This window comes from Achromobacter spanius, from assembly GCF_039673305.1.
In the GTDB taxonomy this organism is placed as follows: domain Bacteria; phylum Pseudomonadota; class Gammaproteobacteria; order Burkholderiales; family Burkholderiaceae_B; genus Achromobacter; species Achromobacter spanius_F.
The window spans coordinates 14,438-34,205 of the sequence record NZ_JBDJLJ010000040.1 but is presented as its reverse complement, the minus strand read 5'-3'; the positions used below and the strand labels follow the sequence as shown (position 1 = coordinate 34,205).

The window sequence follows — 19,768 nt, the reverse complement described above, 5'->3', positions numbered from 1 at the left end:
GCTCGCGCCCGTCGCGGCGCGCTGTTATGCGTCCTGCAGCGCCGCGTCGCGGTAGGCCTGCAGGATTTCCGGCAGCACTTCCAGCACGTAGCGGCGCGTCAGTCCGGCCGCGCGTTCGAAATCGCGATTGCCCAGCGCCTGGATGATGCCCTGGGTGTACGCCGGGATCGTGTTGCCCTCCAGCGACTGCCGGGCCAGCAGGTAGCCCAGCGGCTCGATCTGTTCGTACAGCTTGCTGAGCATGCTGGTCAGCGGCGCATTGCCCGTGTAGCGCGCCGCGGCCAGATAGAACTCGCGCGAGGCCGCGATGAAATCGCGCGCATCGCTGCGGCCGATCGCGGCCACGATGGCCTCGTGGAAGCGGCCCAGCTCGGCCACCAGCGGCCCCACGTCGGGCATTTCGGCGACCTGCCGGATGCAATAGGCCTCGAGTTCGGCGCGCAGCATGTACAGGTGACGGATCTGGGTTTCGGTATAGAGCGTGACCCGAAAGCCCTTGCGCTGGATGTGCGTCACCAGCCCGCTCAGTTCCAGCAGGCGCAGGGCCTCCCGGATAGGGCTGCGGCTCGTGCCGAAACGTTGTTCCAGTTCCTGTTCCCGCAACGGCTGCCCGGGCCGGATAGTGCCGTTCACTATCAACTCACGAATCTGTTCCTGTAGGAAATATGGAATCGTGGCGGGCGCTTTGACGTCCAATCGGCTCCCCTTTTACTGCGCAATGCATGGTATGAGACAGTGACAAGATACTAGAAATCTATTGAAACACAAATAGCATTACTGTTTCATACCGAAAAAGCCGTCTTGGGAGCGCGCGCGCCGGGCTCAGTCCCAGTCGTCCCGATAGACGAATTTGGGCATCTGCCAGTTGAAGCGCAGCGCCAGCAGGCGCATCGCCAGCCCCGCGGCCAGCGCGATGGGCACGGAGGCATTGGCGGACAGGCCCAGGGCCTGGGATCCCAGATACAGGGCGCCCGTCACCAGCGACACGCTGGCGTAGAGCTCCTTGCGGAACAGCAGCGGCACCTCGTTGCAGAGGACATCGCGCAGCACCCCGCCGGCGCAGCCGGTGATCATGCCGCTGATCAGCACCACCGTGATCGGCAACTGCATCATCTGCGCCACCTGGCAGCCGATGACCGTGAAGGCCACCAGGCCCAGGGCGTCGGCCAGCAGGAAAACGCTGCGCAGCCGCCGCATGACCGGCGCGATCAGCGCGGTCAGGATGGCCGCGCCGCCCGTCATCCACAGGTACTCGGGATGCACGACCCAGGTAAGGGGATAGTGCCCCAGCAGCACGTCGCGCAGCGAGCCGCCGCCCAGGGCGGTCACGCAGGCGATGATGCAGACGCCCATCCAGTCCATGTCCCGCCGCCCGGCCGACAGCGCCGCGGTCATCGCTTCGGCCACGATGGCCACCAGGTACAGCGTATGCAGCAGAACAGGCGAAATATCCGTAAACATGGCTCGGGCGGGGACTGGAGGAGGCCACATTGTATTGAGCCTTGCCCGCGCCGGCGCCATTGCCTGGCGGCGCATCATCCCGTACGCTCGTCCTTGCGTTGATATCGATCAAGCACCGTCTCGTTTCGCGGCGAGACAATGTAGACGTGCCCGACCGGGCGCTAATGGGCCAGGCAGCGCGGACGCGGGAGCCGCCCCTCTGGCCACAACCGGGAGATAACGTATGACACAGCAAATTGGCCCCATCCTGCTGGCCACCGACTTGAGTGCACGCGGCGACCGCGCCCTGGATCGCGCCTTGCAGCTGACCAAGGAACTGAACACCAAGCTGATCGTGCTGCATGTCATGGAATCCCATGCCACGCCCGCGCGCCTGACCACGCCGGTCTGGCGGCGCCTGTCGTCCGACCACAAGGCCCTGGTCGAACGCGAGCTCGCCGAAGACGTGGCGGCGGCCAACGTCCCCACGGAAGTCGTGGTCGCCAAGGGCGACCCCGTCGCCAGCATCATGGAAACGGCCGACACCTACGGCTGCTCGCTGATCGTCGCCGGTATCGCGCGCCAGGAAACGCTTGGCCGCCTGCTGCTGGGCACCACGGTGGAAAAACTGGCCCGCCAGGCCCGCCAGCCGGTGCTGGTCGTGAAGAACCGTCCGCGCAAGCCCTACCGCGATGTCCTGGTCGCCACCGACTTCTCGGACGGCTCCCGCCAGGCCCTGCGCGCCGCGCTGCAGCTTGTGCCAAATGCCGACCTGACGCTGTTCCATGCCTACGACGTGCCCTTCCAGGGCGTGAACACGCCTGACGACGCCGTGGTCAGCAGCTTCTTCAAGACCTCGGAACAGGCCGCCGCGCGGTTCATCGCCGAAACACCGGAACTGCCCAAGGGCGTGCCGCCCAAGGTCGTGCTGGAAGCCGGACAGCCCGAAACCGTGCTGTCCGAATACTCCTTCAACCATCGTTCCGACCTGGTCGTCACCGGCACCCATGGCCGCACGGGCATCCTGCGCACCGCCATCGGAAGCGTGGCCGAGCGCCTGCTGGAATCCCTGCCCAGCGACGTGCTGATCGTGCGCCTCAGCGGCGACGAATAACCGCGAAGCCAGGCGCCGGCGCCCCGGGGCCTCCCGGACGTCGGCGCGTCGCCGGGCGCCCCCAGGCGCCAGGACCGGGCTACGCCTCGCCCTGTTTTTCCATGTCGTCGATCGTGCCGCGCAGGATCTTCAGCAGCACCAGGCCCGGCAGGGCGATCACGACCGTCAGCAGGAAAAAGCCCGGCCAGCCCATCCAGTTGACCAGGGGCGGGGTCAGCGGCCCCGCCAGATAGGTGCGCCCCACGGCCGACAACGCGGACAACAGCGCGAACTGCGTGGCGGAAAACCGCTGGCGGCACAGCGCCATCAGCAGGCCGACGAACGACGCCGTGCCCAGACCGCCGCACAGGTTCTCGATGCCCACCCCCGTGGCCATCAGCCAGATGTTCTTGGGACTGACTGCGATCAGCCAGTAGGCCAGGTTGGACACGGCCTGCAACAGGCCGAACGCCATCAGCGACCGGTACAGCCCCCAGCGTGCCATCACCGATCCGCCGGCCAGCGCGCCGATGATCGTGGCCGCCAGCCCCAGCACCTTGTTCACGGTGCCGACCTCGGTGGGCGTGAAGCCCGCGCCGCGGATGAGGAAGGTGGTGGACAGGGCGCCGGCAAACGCATCGCCCAGCTTGTACAGCACGATCAGCAGCAGGACCGCCAGCGCGCCGCGGCGCGTAAAGAATTCGTGCAGGGGCTCGGCCACGGCCTCGCGCAGCGTGCGCGGCGCACGCGCGACGTGCTCGGGCTCGGGCGCCCACAGCGTGGCCAGCGCGCACAGCAGCATCAACCCGCCCATCAGCATGTACGTGTTGCCCCAGCCGATCCACTGGTCGGCCATGATCAGGGCCAGGCCGCCCGAGACGATCATGGCCAGCCGGTAGCCCATGACCTTGATGGCCGCCCCCGCCCCCCGTTCGTCCTTGCGCAGCACGTCCGTGCAATAGGCGTCGAACGCGATGTCCTGCGTGGCGGACAGGAAGGCCACCAGCACGGCCAGCAGCGCCAGGGGCATCAGCGCGGACGACGGCGACAGCGCGCCCATCGCCAGGATGGCCACCGCCAGCAGCAGCTGGGTCACGAGCATCCAGCCGCGGCGCCTGCCCAGCAGCGGCGGCGCATAGCGGTCGACCAGGGGGGCCCAGAGGAATTTGATGGTGTAGGCCGTGCCTACCAGGGTGAGGAAACCGATTTCCTGAAGCGGGACGCCTTCGACGGTGGCCCAGGCCTGCAAGGTGCCGCTGGTCAGCGCCAGCGGCAACCCGCTGGCAAAGCCCAGGACCAGCAGGGGCGCGACGCGGGGGCTGGTGTAGACGTTGGAAGCAGCGGTGATGACGGTCTCTCCTGAAACTTGGCCGCGGCGCGGCAGGCGCCGGCCGCGGGCTTGGGCATTTTAGGGCCTGTCCGCCCGTCCCGTCAGGAGGATGCGTGTCGGAATGTCAGGGCGACGCGAAGCGGTACACCGCCAGCGTGCTGCGCCAGCTGGGGAACAGCCGCACTTCCTTGCCTTCATTGAAGGTGGCGCGTTCCAGGATGCGCAGGCTCACCTCGTCCGCCAGCTGCTCGAAGTCGCGCAGCGTGCAGAGGTGGATGTTGGGCGTGTTGTACCACTGGTAGGGCATCTGGCCCGTCACCGGCATGCGTCCGCGCAGGATCGCCCAGCCGTGCGGCCAGTAGCCGAAGTTGGGAAACGACACGATGCCGTAGCGCGCCACGCGCGCCATCTCGCGCAGGATGTGTTCGGTGCGGTGCATGGACTGCAGGGTCTGCGACAGCACCACCGTGTCGAACTGCTTGTCGTCGAACAGCGCCAGGCCGTCCTCCAGGTTCTGCTGGATGACTTCGACCCCGCGGCGCACGCAGGCGATCACGCAGGTGTCGTCGAGCTCGACGCCGGCGCCCCGGACCTGGCGATGGTCGCGCAGGTGGGCCAGCAAGGCGCCGTCGCCGCAGCCCAGGTCCAGGACGCGGCTGCCGGGTTCGATCCAGCCGGCGATGCGCGCCAGGTCTGGCCGCAACGCGCTGTGGGCATAGCGGGGAGTAACGGGGGTCATTCGGATGATCCTTCGGTCAAGGCGGCGTCGACCAGGCCCAGTTCGCGGGCGATGCGCTCGTAATAGCCGCGGACCACCGCGTGGTAGCGCGCGTCTTCCAGCAGGAAGGCGTCGTGGCCGTGCGGCGCATCGATTTCGGCGTAGGTGACGGGGCTGGCGTTCTTGAGCAGCGCGCGCACGATTTCGCGCGATCGCTCCGGCGGGAAGCGCCAGTCGGTCGAGAACGACACCAGCAGGAAGTTGGATTTGGCCGGCGCCAGCGCACGGGCCAGGTCGCCGCCGGTCATGCGGGCCGGGTCGAAGTAGTCCAGCGCGCGCGTGATCAGCAGGTAGGTGTTGGCGTCGAAATAGCGGGTGAACTTCTCGCCCTGGTAGCGCAGGTAGGATTCGACCTCGAACTCGACGTCGTAACCATAGTGGTAGGCGCCGTTCTCGGCGGGCGCGCGCTGCGCGCGGCCGAATTTCTCGGCCATGTCGTCGTCGGACAGGTAGGTGATGTGGCCGATCATGCGCGCCACCGACAGCCCGCGCCGCGGCACGGTGTCCTGCGCGTAGTAGTCGCCGCCGTGGAAGTCCGGATCGGTGATGATGGCGCGGCGCGCCACTTCGTTAAAGCCGATGTTCTGCGCCGACAGGCGCGGCGTGCTGGCGATCACGATGCAATTGGCGACGCGCTCCGGCAAGGTGATGGACCAGCTCAGGGCCTGCATGCCCCCCAGCGATCCGCCCATCACCGCGGCGAAGCGTTCGATGCCGAAATGGTCCGCCACCCGGGCTTGCGCACGCACCCAGTCCTCGACCGTCAGCACCGGGAACGCCGCGCCCCAGGGCGTGCCGGTCTCGGGATTGATGCTGGCGGGTCCGGTCGAACCGAAGCACGAGCCCAGGTTGTTGACGCCGATCACGAAGAAAAGATTGGTGTCCACCGGCTTGCCGGGGCCGACCATGTTGTCCCACCAGCCCACGTCGGTGGGGTTGTCCGCCGCCTGCCCCGCCACGTGGTGCGAAGCATTGAGCGCATGACAGATCAGGACCGCGTTGGTGCGCTGGGCATTGAGCGTGCCGTAGGTTTCGACGGCAAGCTCGTACGAAGCCAGCGACTGGCCGCTGAGCAAAGGCAGCGGCTCATCGAAACGGATGAAGGTGGGAGCGACGAGGCCGACCGAACCGGGATCAACGGTTGCGGAAGTCGTGACGGTTGCGGGGACGAACCCGCTGGCCGAATCACCGGCCGAATTCTGGGCAGGAGTGGTCATACGGACCTCTTTAGCTGGATTTATTGGAAGGCGCCCGCAAGCGGATCAGGCAAATCGGCGCCGAAAATTGGATAGTGCGGCAGGAATTCTAGCACTGCTTGCCGCGGCGTTCCGCAACGCGGCCGGGCAGCGCATCGCGGGGCGTTCCCGCCCCGGCGCCGTGACGGCGTCTCAGGCGCCGGCTTCCCAGGGCTCCTGGCCCAGGTACTCGTAGCGCTCGGTGTTCACGCGCGACACGCGCCATTCCACCGGCTGGCGGTTGTACGAAAACGCGATGCGGCGGATCTCCAGCAGGGCGCTGCCTTCGGGCACACCCAGGCAGCGCGCATGCGTGCGTTCGGCCAGGCAGGTCCGCAGGCGCTCGTCGGTGGCGATGACATTCACGCCGAACAGGTCCTGGTACAGGGCATACAGCGTGCTGGCGCGTTCGCGCAGATGCGCTTCGGTCAGCCCGGGAAAGCGCGACTCCGGCAGGCAGACGTCGTCCGCCATGACCACATCGCCGTTGAGCGACAGCACGTTCAGGAATTCGTACACCTGGGCGCCGGCAGGCAAGGCGAGCTTCTCGCGCGCCACCGCCGACGCCTTGACGCGGCGAAAGCGTTGCAGTTCGGTGGTGGGGTACGACTTGCTGCCGTCCTGTCCGACGATGCGGAAGAACTTGAAGAAGTGGTGGTTGCGCGTGTGCACGGCGACGTAGGTGCCGCGCCCCTGGTGACGCACCAGGATGTTCTCGGCGGCCAGGTCGTCGATGGCCTTGCGCAAGGTGCCGATCGACACGCCGAAACGCTCGGCCAGGTTCTTTTCCGGCGGTATCGCCTCGCCCTGCTTCCACTCGCCTTGCGCCAGCGCGGCAAGCACGGCCTGCTTGACCTGTTCATACAAGGGACTGCCCAGGGGCACAGTCGGTGACAGGCTGGTGTTCATGGGTGCATCGCAATATTCACGGACCCCCAGTGTAGCGGCGGCCGCGCTTTTCGCTCAAGTCATCCAATTCATATATATGATGTAGTTGACTTTGGAAAAAGGCCGCCCTAAGATTTCCTGGCCGTTGTGATCCGCGCCGCGTGCAACACCCCGGCGGCGCTTCTGACCAAGAGAGGAAGACAATGATTCACGCCGTATTGCACGATGCGAAGGACACGGTGGCGGTCGCCGTGGTGGAAGGCCTGACCGCCGGAACGGAGCTGAACGCCTGGATCATGGATGAGGACAAGATCATCCATGTGCGCGCCTCCCAGGACATCCCCATCGGCCACAAGGTGGCGATGAAGGACATGGACGTCGGCGACACGGTCTTCAAGTATGGCGTCGACATCGGCCGCGTGGTGGCGCCCATCAAGGCCGGCCAGCACGCCCATGTGCACAACATCAAGACCAAGCGCTGGTAAGCGTCCCCCCATCGCCCAGGAATCCACCATGTCCATCATCACTGCCCAGACCACCTTCCAAGGCTACCGCCGCGACAATGGCCGCGTCGGCGTGCGCAACCACGTCATCGTCCTGCCCGTGGACGACATCTCCAACGCCGCGGCCGAAGCCGTCGCCAACAACATCAAGGGCACCCTGGCCCTGCCCCACCCCTACGGCCGCCTTCAGTTCGGCGAAGACCTGGAACTGCACTTCCGCACCCTGATCGGCACGGGCTGTAACCCGAACGTCGCGGCCGTTGTCGTGATCGGCATCGAGGAAGGCTGGACCAAGCGCGTGGTGGACGGCATCGCCGCCACCGGCAAGCCAGTCATGGGCTTTTCCATCGAACTGCACGGCGATCACGACACCATCATGCGCGCCTCGCGCTGCGCCAAGGAATACGTGCACTACGCCACGGCGCTCACGCGCAGCGAATGCCCGATCGCGGACCTGTGGGTGTCCACCAAGTGCGGCGAATCCGACACCACGTCCGGCTGCGGCGCCAATCCCACCGTCGGCAACGCCTTCGACAAGCTCTATGCGCTGGGCTCCACCCTGGTGTTCGGTGAAACCTCCGAGCTGACCGGCGGCGAGCACATCGTGGCCGAGCGCTGCGCCAACGATGCCGTGCGCGAAAAATTCATGTTCATGTTCGACCGCTACCAGGCCATGATCGACCGCTGGAAGACCAGCGACCTGTCGGAATCCCAGCCGACCAAGGGCAACATCGCCGGCGGACTGACCACCATCGAGGAAAAGGCGCTGGGCAACATCCAGAAGATCGGCAAGAAGTGCCGCGTGGACGGCGTGATCGACAAGGCCGAAATCCCCGACGGCCCCGGGCTGTGGTTCATGGACTCGTCCTCGGCCGCGGCCGAAATGGTGACCCTGTGCGCGGCGTCGGGCTATGCAGTGCACTTCTTTCCCACCGGCCAGGGCAACGTCATCGGCAACCCGATCCTGCCGGTCATCAAGATCTGCGCCAATCCGCGCACCGTGCGCACCATGTCCGAGCACATCGACGTGGACACCAGCGGCCTGCTGCAGCGCGAGATCGACCTGAACCAGGCCGGCGACAAGCTGCTGGAATGCATGCTGGCCACCGCCAATGGCCGCTGGACCGCGGCCGAGGCCCTGGGCCACCGTGAATTTGTCCTGACGCGGATCTTCGAAAGCGCATAGCGCCCGGCCGGCGCGGCAAGGAGACCGCGCCGGCCATTCCCGCAGCACCATCTCGGCATCACCGACAAGAATCAGCAGACCCGGGCGCAGACCGCGGCAGCAAAGGCGTGTGCATTCCTACCCGGGCGCAACCCCAAGGAGGAAGACAGATGAGTAGCGAACCGCAATACCCCCTGCAGGACTCGCAACGCAGGCGCCTGCTCGGCGCGCTGGGCGCCGCCGGCCTCTGTGCGCTGGCGCCGTGGGAGCGCGCGCTGGCGCAGAAAGGCGCCTGGCCGGAACGCCCCATCAATTACGTCGTGCCATTTCCGCCCGGCGGGCTGACCGACGTCGCCGCAAGGCAGGTGGGCAAGGCGCTGAGCGACGCCGAACGCTGGAACGTCGTAGTGGAGAACAAGCCGGGCGGCAGCGCCAACATCGGCGCGGCCCATGTTTCGCACGCCGCGCCGGACGGCTACACCTGGCTGGCCATCACCCTGTCACACGCCGCCAACGCCACGCTGTTCGCGGGCAAGGCGGGCTATGACCTGACCCGCGACCTGACGCCGCTGGCGGGGCTGGCGTCCTCGCCCATCATGGTGGTGGTCAACGCCAAGAGCAATATCAAAAGCATGGACGACCTGGCGCGCGCGGCCAAGGCCAAGGCCCTGTCCGCGGGATCCAGCGGCAATGGCACGCCGCCGCACCTGACGCTCGCGCTCTATCAGAAACTCACCGGCGTGCCGCTGATGCATGTGCCCTACAAGGGCGGCGCGCCGTCGCTCACGGACCTGATCGGCGGGCACCTGGACGTAGTGTTCTCCAACTATCCCGAATCGCTGGCGCACGTGAAGAATGGCTCGCTGCGCGCCCTGGCCATCACCACGCGCGCGCGCAGCAAGGACCTGCCGGACCTGCCCACCACGGCCGAAGCCGGCCTGCCGGACCTGATCGTCGAGAACTTCACCGGCGTGCTCGCGCCTGCCGGCACGCCGCCCGAACTGGTCCAGCGCATCGGCGGCGCCATCGTCAAGCAGATCTCTCAGCCCGCCATGCAGCAGGCGCTGCTGCAACTGGGCTTCGTGCCCCAGCCGCGGGGCCCGCAGGAGTTCGGCGCCTACCTGAAATCCGAGGTGGAGCGCTGGGCCAAGATCATCCGCGACGCCAACATCCAGGTCGCCTGAAGCGGCCACCCTGCCAACCACGAAGAGGAGCCCGGCAGATGCGAGTACTGATTTCGGAGTTCATGGACGCGCCCGCCGTCGATGCCTTGCGGCAGCGGTTCGACGTGCGCTACGCCCCGGACCTGGTCGAACAGCGCGGCGCGCTGCTCGAGGCCGCCGGCGACGCCGACGCGTTGATCGTGCGCAACCGCAGCCAGGTGAACGCCGAACTGCTGGCGGCCGCCCCGCGCCTGCGCGTGGTGGGCCGGCTGGGGGTGGGGCTGGACAATATCGACCTGCCCGGCTGCGAGGCGCGCGGCATCCAGGTCATTCCCGCAACGGGCGCCAATGCGCGGGCGGTGGCCGAGTACGTCATCGGCACGATGCTGGCGCTCCTGCGCGGGGCCTACGCGGCCACGCCCGACGTCGCGGCGGGAAAGTGGCCGCGAACCGCGCTGTCGCAGGGCCTGGAGGCGCACGGGCGGACGCTGGGCGTGGTGGGCTTTGGCGGCATCGGCCGATTGGCGGCGCGGCTTGCGCAAGGACTGGGCATGCGCGTCGTGGGCAGCGACGCGGCGCTGCCCGCCAGCCATCCCGCCTGGCAGGAAACGGGCGCTGCGCCGCTGGCGCTGGACGAACTGCTTGCGCAGGCCGACGTCGTGACGCTGCACGTGCCGCTTACCGCCGACACCCGGCACCTGCTGGACGCCGGCCGCATCGCGCGCATGCGCCCGGGCGCCATCCTCATCAACACCTCGCGCGGCGGGATCGTGGACGAGGCCGCCCTTGCGGCGGCCTTGCGCGCCGGCCACCTGCGCGGCGCTGCGCTGGACGTTTTCGAAGAGGAACCGCTGCCCGCCGGCAGCCCGCTTGCGGACGCCCCCAACCTGATCCTCACCCCGCACATCGCCGGCCTGACGCAAGAGGCCAACACGCGCGTTTCCGACATGGTGGCCGCCGGGGTGACAATAGCGCTTGACGCCCGCGCACGCTGACGAGGCGCGGCGCGCCTCCCACGACAGGAAGGATATGGCTCACATCTATCTGGACGAACTTCAACACCTGGCCGCGGCCGGCCTGGCCGCCGCCGGCGCCAACCCCGACATGGCCGACAGCACCGCGCGCGCGCTGGTCTACGCGGAAAGCCAGGGACTCAGCTCCCATGGCCTGTCGCGCGTGCCGTTCTATGCCGGGCACCTGCGCACGGGCCGCGCCATCGGATCGGCCGTGCCCCGCATCGTGCACCAGCGCGGCGGCGCGGCCCTGATCGACGCCGGCTCCGGCCTGGCGTTCCCCGCCTGCGCCCTGGCCACCAGCGAAGCCGCGGCGCGCGCCCGCGAACACGGGGTCGCTTTCGTCGGCGTGTCGAACAGCCATCACTTCGGCGAAGCGGCCTATCACCTGGACGCCCTGGCCGACGCCGGCATGGTGGCGCTGGCGCTGAGCAACTCGCCCGCCGCGATGCCCGCGTGGGGCGGCAAGCGTCCCCTCTTCGGCACCAATCCCATCGCCGCGATCTTCCCCCGCCGCGGCGGCGGCCGCCTGGTCATCGACCTGTCGCTGTCGCAGGTGGCGCGGGGCAAGCTCATGATCGCCGCCCGCGACAACCAGCCGATCCCGCTGGGCTGGGCGCTGGACGCCGACGGCCAGCCCACCACCGACCCGAAGGCCGGGCTGGCGGGCCGCATGCTGCCCGCGGGCGGCGTCAAGGGCGCCATGCTGGCGCTCATCGTCGAGCTCCTGGCCTGCGCATTGACCGGCGCGCGCTTCGGCTTCGAAACGGAGTCGTTCTTCGTGGACGAAGGCGGCCCGGCGCGGCTGGGCCAGGCGTTCATGGCGATCGATCCCAACGCGCTGGCGGGCAACGACGCCTACCTTGAGCGCGTCGAAACGCTGGTGGAAGCCATGCTCGAGGACGAGGGCGTGCGCCTGCCCGGCGACCGCCGCCGCAAGCTGCGCGACGAAGCCATCAAGCACGGACTGGACCTGCCCGACGCGCTGATGGCGCAGCTGCGCGCCATGGCGGGTGCAGGCTGAAACGGCCCGCGCGCCCTACGGCCCGTGGGTGAACCACAGCGCCAGGGGCGCCAGCAGCAGGAACACCACGGTGGACACCAGCACGGCGCCCGCCGCGGTGTCTCCCAGCGGCGTGTAGCGCCGCGTATACATGTAGCTGACCACGGCGCAGGGCATGGCCATCTGCAGGGTCAGCGCTCCCGCCAGCACTGGTTCCAGGTCCAGCGCCCACACCACGGCCAGCCCCGTGGCAAGGCCCACGACCAGGCGGATCGCGCCGACCTTCGCGCCGTCGCGCACGCCATTGGACGGAATCAGCGCCAGGGCATGGCCCAGGCTCAGCAGCATCAGCGGCACGGTGACCGCCCCCAGCATGCGCGCCGTCTCGATGATCCAGTCGGGCACCGGGATGTGCAGCACGCGCATCGCCACGGCCACCACCGACGCCAGCAGGATCGGACTCTTCCAGCTGCCCTTGGTGTTCACGCCCGGCAGCAGCCGCACCGCGATGGTGTGCATGACGAACGAGTTGACGGCGAAGAACGCCACGGCCACGGACAGGCCGGCATCGCCGAAGGCCAGTTGCGAAATCGGCAGCCCGAGATTGCCCGCGTTGGGCAGGAAGGCGGTGGGCAGCAGGCTGCGCACGGGCAGCTTCCAGGCCTTGAGCAGCGCCGCGCACACCAACGCGCACAGCAACAGGGCGATCAGGGTCGCGGCGGCCACGTCGGCCAGCGCGCGGTCATCCAGGTGGGTCGTGACGAACGTGTGGAACACCAGGGCGGGCGTGGTCACCGACGTCACCAGCGTGGTGATGAAGCTGCCGCCGAAGGGCAGATCGCGCTTGCCCCAGAACAGCCCGATTCCCACGCAGGAAAGCAGGGGCAACATCAGCACGATGGCTGAAAGGTAAAACTGCGCGATGGCCAACATCAGGTAATTCCGTACGAGATAAGAAGATTGATGCTTTGCTGCATCATTGCTTGCCTGGCTGACGGCGCGGACCGCAGCATGAGGCCATTGTCCACAAACGGGCGCCCCGCCCCGCCGCCATGTCCGCCATGCCCAAGCTCATTTCGCCAGCCCCGTTGTCCGCGGCCGGCGCAACACCGCCGTCCGCCCGGCGCCTGTCCGAGCGCCAGGCCGCCTGCCTGCATTGGTCCGCCGCCGGCAAGACCAGCTGGGAAACGTCCCGCATCCTGGGCGTGAGCGAAAGCACGGTCAACTTCCACCTGCGCAACGCCTGCACCCGGCTTGGCGTGCGCGGCCGGCGCGCCGCGGTGATCGCGGCCCTGCGGCTGGGGCTGCTGGACCCCGTCAAGGCTTGACGACGACCTGCCGCAGGAATTCCCGCGCCCGTTCGGCCGGCAGGCTTTCCTCGGTGCCGGCGGCCACGGCCTGGATCATCATCGTGTCGGTGATCCAGACCTTGGCCTGCAGCCAGCCGGGCTTGCCCATCGCCTTGCCGCGCACTTCGATTTCCTGGCCGTAGGGCGGCCAATCCGCCAGTGGCGGGGCCTGCATGTTGGCGTAGAGCGAGCGCATCAGCGCCACGCCCAGCGCCTGCCGGGCCACGGGGCTGGCCGCGATCTCCGGCGGCAGCGGCGCCGAACCCACGGCAAAGACCGCTTCGCCCACGGTGGCGGTGGCCAGCGTGAAATGCAGGGTATGGGTGTCCAGCTTCAGGTCGCGGGTTTCCGTGGACACGCGCGCAGGAAACGCCGCGCGCACGTGGCCGTCCGCCACGTCCATTTCGCGCCAGTTGTAACTGGGCGAGCACGCGGCCAATACCAGCGCCAGCCCCAGAAAAAGGCCGGCTTTCTTGAACATGAAACGAAACAGCGATGAAATCGTCATTACCCGAGGACCCGCAGGGTCTAGTCAATTCGAGGAATGCAGAAATTGTCGCCGATTTCGATGACCCCCGCGCCCGACGGCACGCTGCTGGCCAATTATTCCTGGCCGGCGGCGCCCAATGTGGCCCCGCCGATCGCCGGGACGGGCCGCCCCAGCATGGGCTGTCCCAGCTCGGGCAACCCCACCCCGGGCTGCCCCAGCATCTATCTCCTGCACGGGCTCAGCGAGCATGCCGGGCGCTACGACCGGCTGGCGCGCTGGCTGACCGCGCGCGGCTGGACCGTGGGCGCGCACGATCACCGGGGCCATGGCCGCTCGGCCGGACGCCCCGCCACCCTGCGGCACCAGGAAGACCTGGTCACCGACGCGGTCGACCGGCTGCGGGACTGGACCCAGGCTCAGGGCCGGCCGCCCATCCTGCTGGGCCACAGCCTGGGCGCCCTGGTCGCCGTGCGCATCGCCCAGCGCCGCCTGTCCGCCCTGGACGGGCTGGTGCTCAGTTCCCCGCCCTTTGTGGTCAATGTGCCACTGTGGGTGCGCCGCACCCTGTCGTGGATGTCGCTGCACGCGCCTGACCTGCGGGTGCCGCACGGGCTGGCGGCTGCCCGGATCTCCCACGACCGGGCGGTCGTGAAGGCCTACCGCGCCGATCCCCTGGTGCGGCGCCGCATGACGGGGCGCCTCGCCCGCTTCGTGGACGAAAACGGCAGCCAGGCGCTGCGCGAAGCCGGCCTGCTGCCCTGTCGCACCCTGCTGATGGTGGCCGGCGACGACTCCATCGTGGCCGCCGAAGGCAGCCGCCAGTTCGCCCAAAGGGCCCCGGCCGAACTGCTGACCCTGCGCTGGTACGACACCGCGTGGCACGAGATTTTCAACGAAACCGCGCCTATCGCCGATCCGGTCTATGCTGACCTGGACGAATGGCTGGCGCGCACCGCCCAGGCATTGTCCCTGTCCCCAGTACTGGTTCCCTCAGCACAGGAGGCCGGCACCCCGTAAAATCCGGCGACAGCCCCAAACGAGAAGAATCCGTGACTGATACCGCCGCCAACCGCCTCTCCCGCCTGGAGGCCAACCGCTCGCTGCTCACCCAGACCTTGCGGGGCATCGAAAAAGAAGGCCTGCGCGTGGACGAACAAGGCGTCCTGTCCCGCGCCCCGCACCCCGCCGGGCTCGGCTCGGCGCTGACAAACGAACACGTCACCACCGACTACTCCGAATCCCTGCTCGAACTCATCACGGGCACGCATACCGACGCGGACGCGCTGCTGGCCGAGCTCACCGACACCCACCGCCATGTCTACGGCGTGCTGGACCACGAGCTGATCTGGAACCAGTCCATGCCCGCCACGCTGCCTTCCGAGGCGGACATCCCCATCGCCTGGTACGGCACGTCCAACACCGGCATGCTCAAGCACGTGTACCGCCGCGGCCTGGCCGAACGCTACGGCAAGACGATGCAGTGCATCGCGGGCGTGCACTACAACTTCTCGCTGGCCGAAGACCTGTGGTCCGTGCTGGATACGCATCCGGGCACGTCGCAGGACCGCCGTTCGCGCGGCTACATCGGCCTGATCCGCAACTTCACGCGCTATTCCTGGCTGCTGATGTACCTGTTCGGCGCGGCCCCCGCGCTGGCCAGCGATTTCCTGCGCGGCCAGGACCACGCGCTGGACAAGCTGGGCGACCACACCCTCTACCTGCCCTACGCCACCAGCCTGCGCATGAGCGACCTGGGCTACCAGAACAAGGCGCAGTCGCAGCTCAAGCTTTGCTACAACGACCTGGACACCTTCCTGGGCCGCCTGTACGGCGCCGTGACGCAGCCCTGGCCCGATTACCAGAAGATCGGCACGCACCGCAACGGCGAATGGATCCAGCTCAACACCAACGTGCTGCAGATCGAAAACGAGTACTACTCGAGCATCCGCCCCAAGCGCGCCACCGGCCGCTGCGAACGCCCTATCACGGCGCTGGCCGAGCGCGGCGTGCAGTACGTGGAAGTGCGCTGCCTGGACATCGATCCGTTCTCGCCCGTGGGCATCGACGCGGTCACCTCGCGCTTCGTCGACGCCTTCCTGCTGTTCTGCACCGCATCCGACAGCCCGTTCTTCCCCGCCAACGGCTACTGTCAGCGCAGCGCGGACAATTTCTCGGTCGTCGTGAAAGAAGGCCGCAAGCCGGGCCTGATGCTCGACCGCGAAGGCCAGGCCATCGGCTTGACGCAGTGGGGCCATGAACTGCTGGACCAGATCGCGCCCTACGCCGCCCTGTACGACGCCGCCCTGGGCGGCAGCGCCTACGCCGAAGCGCTGGCCGCGCAGCGCGCCAAGCTCGACCTGCCGGATTCCACGCCGTCGGCCCGCCTGCTGGCCTCGCTGAAAGACAGCGGCCTCTCGTTCCATGACTACTCGCTGGACCTGAGCCGCCGCCACGCGGATACGCTGCGCGCGCAGCCGCTGCCCGCGGCGACGGCCGCGGCCTACCAGGAAGCGGCACGCCAATCGGCCGCCGAACAGCTGCGCCTGGAGCAGTCCGACACCGAGGATTTCGACACCTACGTGACCCGCTACCACGCGGCGCTGAAAGCCCCGATCAAATAAGGCGTATCGTTGAGGTTCGGTTCGCGCGGCCCATCTGCCGGACGGCGCGGACCTTACCAGTCACAAGGAGGTTTTTCCCATGCGCCGCACCGCAACAATCCTGCTGGCCCTGGCGGCCAGCATGACGGGCCTTGCCCATGCCGCGCCGCCACCCATGCAGACCGTCGAATCCGTCGACCTGAAGCGCTATGCAGGGATGTGGTACGAAATCGCGAATTTCCCCATGTTCTTCCAGCGCAACTGCGTGGGCGACACCACCGCCGAATACACCGCGCACGCGGACGGCACGATCGGGGTGAACAACCGCTGCCGCACCAAGGATGGGGATATCGATTCGGCGTCGGGCACCGCCACGGTCGTCGAAGGCAGCAACAACGCCAAGCTCGAAGTCTCGTTCGCCAAGCCCTTCAAGGGCGACTATTGGGTGATCGGGCTGGACCCGGAGTACCGCTGGGCCGTCGTGGGCACGCCCGACCGCAAGTACCTGTGGATCCTGTCGCGCTCGCCGCAACTGCCCAAGGAAGAACTCGACAAGGCGCTGGCCGCCGCCACGGCGCAGGGCTACCAGCTCGACGAGCTGCGCTACACGCCGCAGAAGTAATCAGCGCCGCGCCCGCGCGGCGCTGTCGTCAGCCCGCGTAGTCGCGGGCCAGCCGCACCACCGTCACGCCGGGCTTCAACTGCCGCAGCGACGGCATGATCAGCGTGCAGTTGTCATAGGGCGTCACCACGGGCTGCCCGTCGGCCCAGCCGATCGCCGAACCCGCCTTCTCGAAGGTCTCCAGCCCCGTCCATTCCCCGGCAAAGCGCACGTCCATGGACGGCGCCACCACGGCGTCCGTCACTTCCAGCACGCGCTGCGCGGCCGGCTCGGGCAGCAGCCAGCCGTCGGGCAGGTCCGACGCGTCCGCCACGCCGGACTCCACCAGCATCCGGGCCACCATGTCGCGCGCGACGGCGCGCGAGGACAGGTCGCCATGGAAGCCGCATTCGATCAGCAGGGCGCAGGCGTCTTCGCGCGCGGGATCGCCGAAATGCTCGAAGTCGCGCATGCGCACGCCGTCCTTGTGGCCCGCGTCCACGATCACGTGCTGCGGCGCCTTCAGGCGGCGCGCCAGCGCGATGTTGCGCGGCAGGACGCCCGTCAGCAGCAGCGGCGCGCCCGGCTCGTGCATGGAATGCAGGTCCAGCAGCCAGTCGGCGCGCCGCACCCAGGGGCGCAGCGCGGCGCCGCGCTGGCGGTCCGGCGTCGTGGGATTGTCCAGGCGCTCGGCGCTCCAGACACGGTTCATGTCTTCCTGCACGAAACGCGAGGCATCGTGGTTCGCCAGGTCGAAGCGGTCGAACGCATCCAGGTTGCAGAACGCCAGCGTCAGGCTGCCGCGGCGCGGGCGCAGGCCCGACGCGAGCAGATCCTTCAGCGCCCACGCGCCGCACAACTCGTTGCCGTGCACCAGCGCGGACACCATGAGCGCCCGCCCCGGCACGCCCGAATCAAAATGCCACACGCCGGGTGTATCGGTATTGCCGGCGCGCTCGGCGGCGAGGTCGGGAACGGGAAGCTTGAATTGCATGGTGATGTCCGATTGATGCCTGGTCTTGCGATGTCGTGATGCGGCGCGCGCAGCCTTATTGCGCTTCGATCTTGGCGGCCTTGACCAACGCGCCGTACTTCTTGGTCTCTTCAGCCTGGAAGGCCACGGGGTCGACGCCCGGCTTGGCCACTTCGCCGCCGGCGTCCTGCATCTTGGCGCGGAACTGGTCGGACTTCAGCGTTTCGTCCAGCACGCCGCGCAGCTTGGCGACCACCGGCTCGGGCAGGCCGGCGGGGCCGTAGAGCGCGAACCACAGGTTGATGTCGACGGATTCGAAGCCCGGCGTCGCCGCCAGCGGCGCGATCTCGGGCGCGGCGGGCGAGCGCTTGTTCTCGGTCAGGCCCAGCGCCACGATGTTGCCGCTGCGCACCTGCGGCAGGCCCGAGGACAGCACCAGCATGCCGTAGTCCAGCTGGCCGCTCATCAGGTCGGTGACCAGGGGCGATACGCCGCGGTAAGGCACGTGCTCGGCGCGCGTGCCGGTGGCCTGGTTGATCATTTCGCCGGCCAGGTGCAGCGTCGTGCCCACGCCCGACGAACCGTAGTTGAACGTGCCGGGCGCGGCGCCCTTGAGCTTCTGCAGATAGTCGGCGGCGGTCTTCACGCCCGAGTTCTTGCTGGCCGCCAGCAGCATCGGCTGCGACGCGACAATGCCCAGCGCCGTGAAGTCCTTGGCGCTGTCGTATTTCACGGCGGTGTTGATCATGCGGGCGATCACCATTTCATTGGTGGAGCCCAGGAAGATCGTGTAGCCGTCGGGCGCGGCGCGCGCCACGCGCTGCGCGCCGATCGTGCCGCCGGCGCCGCCGACGTTCTCGACCACGACGGTCTGGCCCAGGCGTTTGCCCAGTTCCTCGCCCAAGAGGCGCGCGGTCAGGTCCAGGCTGCCGCCGGCCGGATAGCCCACGATCAGCGAAATACTGCGGGCGGGATAGTCGGCCGCGCTGGCGGCGGGCGCGGCGGCAAGGGCCGAGGCGGCACAGAGCGAAACGAGCGCTGCGCGCATCGGGTGCAGGATGGACTTCATGGTTTTCTTCCTTGGGGTGCTGTGGATGGACGGCGTAGCCGTCTCGTTTGAATGTCGGGAAGTATTTTCGAGCGCCGCCCAGGCGCAGGCCGTGCCAAAACGGCACATCGCTGTGCTTATCGGGTTTTGCGCCCTGAAATCAGGCCTTGCGGTTGGCGGTGGCTTCCCAGGCGGCTTCCGCCAGATCCGTCAATCTGGCGCGCGGACGGTAAAGGCGGACCTCGAACGCGATCTCATCGCTGCGCCCGCCCAGTGCCGCCAGCGCGCCGCGCCGGCAGTCCGCGGCCACCATGGACCAGGGCAGCCAGGCGACGCCGACGCCCTTGGCGACCGCGCCGTGCGCCGCATCCAGCGAGTCGCTGCGCACAAAGGGCGTCAGGGCATACGGCGTGGCCTCCAGCCGGTCGCCGACGATGCGCTCCATCGCCAGGCCGCCCGTGTAGGTGATCAGCGGCACCGCCGCGCCGCCCTCGTCCAGCAGATAGCGCGGCCGGCCGCGCGCGTCCATCTGGCTGACCGGCACCAGCTTGTCGGTGGCCAGGGTCATGTAGCGGTAGCGCGAGGGACTGAGGGGCACGGACAGGGCCGGATGCTCGTAGCAGCACAGCAGGTCCACCTTGCCCTGCTCCAGCCGGATCACCAGATCCTGCGCCTTGCCGGTGGACAGTTCCACCTGCGTGCCGTCGGTCAGCACCTTGGGCGCGCGGTGCCGCAGCCGCGCAATCCAGTCGGCCACCAGCGTGCGCGCCAGGCTGCGGCCGGTGGCGATGCGCAGCACCGCTTCGCCGCCGGCGCCGGAACTGCGGATGCGATGGCGCACCAGGCCCATTTGTTCGATCACCTGCGTCGCCGTCTTGAGCAGCGCCTCGCCTTCGGGCGTCAGCGTCACGGGCAGGCGCTGGCGCTCCACCAGCGGCACGCCGGCCCATGCCTCCAGCGCGCGGATACGCCGCCCGAAGGCGGGGTGCGTCACGTGGCGCAGTTCGGCCGCGCGCACGAAGCTGCCGGTCTGCGCCAGCGCAATCAGGTCTTCGAGGAGTTTCAGGTCAGCCATGGACGACAAGCTTACGGCATC

Annotated in this window: 21 protein-coding genes and 1 riboswitch; of the genes, 10 read left to right on the top strand and 11 right to left on the bottom strand. The window is 68.3% G+C overall.

Annotated features, from left to right (window positions below; all coding sequences use genetic code 11):
* Positions 1–24: 24 nt before the first annotated feature.
* Together ABE485_RS23160 and ABE485_RS23155 are read right to left on the bottom strand one after the other, a co-directional pair.
* Positions 25–696: a GntR family transcriptional regulator gene (locus tag ABE485_RS23160; RefSeq protein ID WP_346517593.1), complete on the bottom strand. Its 672-nt coding sequence runs from the start codon at positions 694–696 to the stop codon at positions 25–27.
* A gap of 126 nt (positions 697–822) precedes the next feature.
* Entirely contained in the window at positions 823–1,461 is a 639-nt protein-coding gene (locus ABE485_RS23155; protein ID WP_346517592.1) for a trimeric intracellular cation channel family protein, read from the bottom strand.
* Between the two features lie 223 nt (positions 1,462–1,684).
* Between ABE485_RS23155 and ABE485_RS23150 the strand changes: the two genes are divergently transcribed.
* Positions 1,685–2,554, top strand: coding sequence for a universal stress protein (locus ABE485_RS23150; protein ID WP_346517591.1), 870 nt, complete (start codon positions 1,685–1,687; stop codon positions 2,552–2,554).
* Positions 2,555–2,633: 79 nt separating this feature from the next.
* Here the strand turns inward: ABE485_RS23150 and ABE485_RS23145 are convergent, their stop codons facing one another.
* From ABE485_RS23145 to ABE485_RS23130, 4 genes are all read right to left on the bottom strand, one after another.
* Positions 2,634–3,881, bottom strand: a complete 1,248-nt coding sequence (locus ABE485_RS23145; RefSeq protein ID WP_346517607.1) for a muropeptide transporter — start codon at positions 3,879–3,881, stop codon at positions 2,634–2,636.
* Between the two features lie 106 nt (positions 3,882–3,987).
* A complete protein-coding gene (gene metW, locus ABE485_RS23140; protein WP_346517590.1) occupies positions 3,988–4,602 on the bottom strand; it encodes a methionine biosynthesis protein MetW in 615 nt (204 codons plus the stop codon).
* A complete protein-coding gene (metX, locus tag ABE485_RS23135; protein WP_346517589.1) occupies positions 4,599–5,858 on the bottom strand; it encodes a homoserine O-succinyltransferase MetX in 1,260 nt (419 codons plus the stop codon). The genes metW and metX overlap by 4 nt, the downstream gene beginning before the upstream one ends.
* Positions 5,848–5,929, bottom strand: a riboswitch (SAM riboswitch). Its footprint overlaps the gene before it by 11 nt.
* Positions 5,930–6,029: 100 nt before the next feature.
* Positions 6,030–6,785: a GntR family transcriptional regulator gene (locus ABE485_RS23130; RefSeq protein WP_346517588.1), complete on the bottom strand. Its 756-nt coding sequence runs from the start codon at positions 6,783–6,785 to the stop codon at positions 6,030–6,032.
* A gap of 182 nt (positions 6,786–6,967) precedes the next feature.
* On the opposite strand from ABE485_RS23130, the gene ABE485_RS23125 reads away from it, so the two are divergent.
* The 5 genes from ABE485_RS23125 (at position 6,968) to ABE485_RS23105 (ending at position 11,632) form a co-directional block, all read left to right on the top strand.
* Entirely contained in the window at positions 6,968–7,249 is a 282-nt protein-coding gene (locus tag ABE485_RS23125) for a UxaA family hydrolase (RefSeq protein ID WP_076518627.1), read from the top strand.
* 28 nt (positions 7,250–7,277) lie between these two features.
* On the top strand, positions 7,278–8,453 hold the full coding sequence (locus ABE485_RS23120; protein ID WP_346517587.1) for a UxaA family hydrolase: 1,176 nt from the start codon (positions 7,278–7,280) through the stop codon (positions 8,451–8,453).
* A 149-nt stretch (positions 8,454–8,602) separates the two neighbouring features.
* Positions 8,603–9,616, top strand: coding sequence for a Bug family tripartite tricarboxylate transporter substrate binding protein (locus ABE485_RS23115; protein WP_346517586.1), 1,014 nt, complete (start codon positions 8,603–8,605; stop codon positions 9,614–9,616).
* Between the two features lie 38 nt (positions 9,617–9,654).
* Positions 9,655–10,590, top strand: a complete 936-nt coding sequence (locus ABE485_RS23110; RefSeq protein ID WP_346517585.1) for a hydroxyacid dehydrogenase — start codon at positions 9,655–9,657, stop codon at positions 10,588–10,590.
* 34 nt (positions 10,591–10,624) lie between these two features.
* A complete protein-coding gene (locus ABE485_RS23105; RefSeq protein ID WP_346517584.1) occupies positions 10,625–11,632 on the top strand; it encodes an Ldh family oxidoreductase in 1,008 nt (335 codons plus the stop codon).
* A gap of 15 nt (positions 11,633–11,647) precedes the next feature.
* On the opposite strand, the gene ABE485_RS23100 is transcribed toward ABE485_RS23105, so the two are convergent.
* Entirely contained in the window at positions 11,648–12,544 is an 897-nt protein-coding gene (locus ABE485_RS23100) for an AEC family transporter (RefSeq protein ID WP_346517583.1), read from the bottom strand.
* Positions 12,545–12,663: 119 nt separating this feature from the next.
* Here ABE485_RS23100 and ABE485_RS23095 point away from each other — a divergent pair, with 119 nt between their 5' ends.
* Complete coding sequence (locus ABE485_RS23095) at positions 12,664–12,939, top strand: helix-turn-helix domain-containing protein (protein WP_346517582.1); 276 nt, start codon at positions 12,664–12,666, stop codon at positions 12,937–12,939.
* On the opposite strand, the gene ABE485_RS23090 is transcribed toward ABE485_RS23095, so the two are convergent.
* Positions 12,929–13,468: a hypothetical protein gene (locus ABE485_RS23090; RefSeq protein ID WP_346517581.1), complete on the bottom strand. Its 540-nt coding sequence runs from the start codon at positions 13,466–13,468 to the stop codon at positions 12,929–12,931. The genes ABE485_RS23095 and ABE485_RS23090 overlap by 11 nt on opposite strands.
* Before the next feature lie 45 nt (positions 13,469–13,513).
* On the opposite strand from ABE485_RS23090, the gene ABE485_RS23085 reads away from it, so the two are divergent.
* The 3 genes from ABE485_RS23085 to ABE485_RS23075 all read left to right on the top strand — a co-directional run bounded on the left by ABE485_RS23085 (position 13,514) and on the right by ABE485_RS23075 (position 16,672).
* A complete protein-coding gene (locus ABE485_RS23085; protein ID WP_346517580.1) occupies positions 13,514–14,467 on the top strand; it encodes an alpha/beta hydrolase in 954 nt (317 codons plus the stop codon).
* A 32-nt stretch (positions 14,468–14,499) separates the two neighbouring features.
* The gene (gene gshA / locus ABE485_RS23080) at positions 14,500–16,071 is read left to right on the top strand and encodes a glutamate--cysteine ligase (protein ID WP_346517579.1); all 1,572 of its coding nucleotides are present in this window, start codon (positions 14,500–14,502) and stop codon (positions 16,069–16,071) included.
* A 79-nt stretch (positions 16,072–16,150) separates the two neighbouring features.
* Positions 16,151–16,672 carry a lipocalin family protein gene (locus ABE485_RS23075; RefSeq protein WP_346517578.1) on the top strand — a complete coding sequence of 174 codons (522 nt, stop codon included), beginning with the start codon at positions 16,151–16,153 and terminating at the stop codon, positions 16,670–16,672.
* A 28-nt stretch (positions 16,673–16,700) separates the two neighbouring features.
* On the opposite strand, the gene ABE485_RS23070 is transcribed toward ABE485_RS23075, so the two are convergent.
* The 3 genes from ABE485_RS23070 to ABE485_RS23060 all read right to left on the bottom strand — a co-directional run bounded on the left by ABE485_RS23070 (position 16,701) and on the right by ABE485_RS23060 (position 19,747).
* Positions 16,701–17,645, bottom strand: coding sequence for a succinylglutamate desuccinylase/aspartoacylase domain-containing protein (locus ABE485_RS23070; protein WP_346517577.1), 945 nt, complete (start codon positions 17,643–17,645; stop codon positions 16,701–16,703).
* Between the two features lie 55 nt (positions 17,646–17,700).
* Positions 17,701–18,693 (bottom strand): Bug family tripartite tricarboxylate transporter substrate binding protein, encoded by a 993-nt coding sequence (locus tag ABE485_RS23065; RefSeq protein WP_346517576.1) that lies wholly within the window; start codon positions 18,691–18,693, stop codon positions 17,701–17,703.
* A gap of 139 nt (positions 18,694–18,832) precedes the next feature.
* Positions 18,833–19,747: a LysR family transcriptional regulator gene (locus tag ABE485_RS23060; RefSeq protein ID WP_346517575.1), complete on the bottom strand. Its 915-nt coding sequence runs from the start codon at positions 19,745–19,747 to the stop codon at positions 18,833–18,835.
* Between the last annotated feature and the right edge of the window lie 21 nt (positions 19,748–19,768).

What these genes read in the sequence shown, in the direction of transcription:
- ABE485_RS23155 (WP_346517592.1), bottom strand. Translation starts at nt 1,461, where the DNA reads ATGTTTACGGATATTTCGCCTGTTCTGCTGCATACGCTGTACCTGGTG.
- ABE485_RS23150 (WP_346517591.1), top strand. Translation starts at nt 1,685, where the DNA reads ATGACACAGCAAATTGGCCCCATCCTGCTGGCCACCGACTTGAGTGCA.
- metW (WP_346517590.1), bottom strand. Translation starts at nt 4,602, where the DNA reads ATGACCCCCGTTACTCCCCGCTATGCCCACAGCGCGTTGCGGCCAGAC.
- metX (WP_346517589.1), bottom strand. Translation starts at nt 5,858, where the DNA reads ATGACCACTCCTGCCCAGAATTCGGCCGGTGATTCGGCCAGCGGGTTC.
- ABE485_RS23130 (WP_346517588.1), bottom strand. Translation starts at nt 6,785, where the DNA reads ATGAACACCAGCCTGTCACCGACTGTGCCCCTGGGCAGTCCCTTGTAT.
- ABE485_RS23125 (WP_076518627.1), top strand. Translation starts at nt 6,968, where the DNA reads ATGATTCACGCCGTATTGCACGATGCGAAGGACACGGTGGCGGTCGCC.
- ABE485_RS23120 (WP_346517587.1), top strand. Translation starts at nt 7,278, where the DNA reads ATGTCCATCATCACTGCCCAGACCACCTTCCAAGGCTACCGCCGCGAC.
- ABE485_RS23115 (WP_346517586.1), top strand. Translation starts at nt 8,603, where the DNA reads ATGAGTAGCGAACCGCAATACCCCCTGCAGGACTCGCAACGCAGGCGC.
- ABE485_RS23110 (WP_346517585.1), top strand. Translation starts at nt 9,655, where the DNA reads ATGCGAGTACTGATTTCGGAGTTCATGGACGCGCCCGCCGTCGATGCC.
- ABE485_RS23105 (WP_346517584.1), top strand. Translation starts at nt 10,625, where the DNA reads ATGGCTCACATCTATCTGGACGAACTTCAACACCTGGCCGCGGCCGGC.
- ABE485_RS23100 (WP_346517583.1), bottom strand. Translation starts at nt 12,544, where the DNA reads ATGTTGGCCATCGCGCAGTTTTACCTTTCAGCCATCGTGCTGATGTTG.
- ABE485_RS23095 (WP_346517582.1), top strand. Translation starts at nt 12,664, where the DNA reads ATGTCCGCCATGCCCAAGCTCATTTCGCCAGCCCCGTTGTCCGCGGCC.
- ABE485_RS23090 (WP_346517581.1), bottom strand. Translation starts at nt 13,468, where the DNA reads ATGACGATTTCATCGCTGTTTCGTTTCATGTTCAAGAAAGCCGGCCTT.
- ABE485_RS23075 (WP_346517578.1), top strand. Translation starts at nt 16,151, where the DNA reads ATGCGCCGCACCGCAACAATCCTGCTGGCCCTGGCGGCCAGCATGACG.
- ABE485_RS23070 (WP_346517577.1), bottom strand. Translation starts at nt 17,645, where the DNA reads ATGCAATTCAAGCTTCCCGTTCCCGACCTCGCCGCCGAGCGCGCCGGC.
- ABE485_RS23065 (WP_346517576.1), bottom strand. Translation starts at nt 18,693, where the DNA reads ATGAAGTCCATCCTGCACCCGATGCGCGCAGCGCTCGTTTCGCTCTGT.
- ABE485_RS23060 (WP_346517575.1), bottom strand. Translation starts at nt 19,747, where the DNA reads ATGGCTGACCTGAAACTCCTCGAAGACCTGATTGCGCTGGCGCAGACC.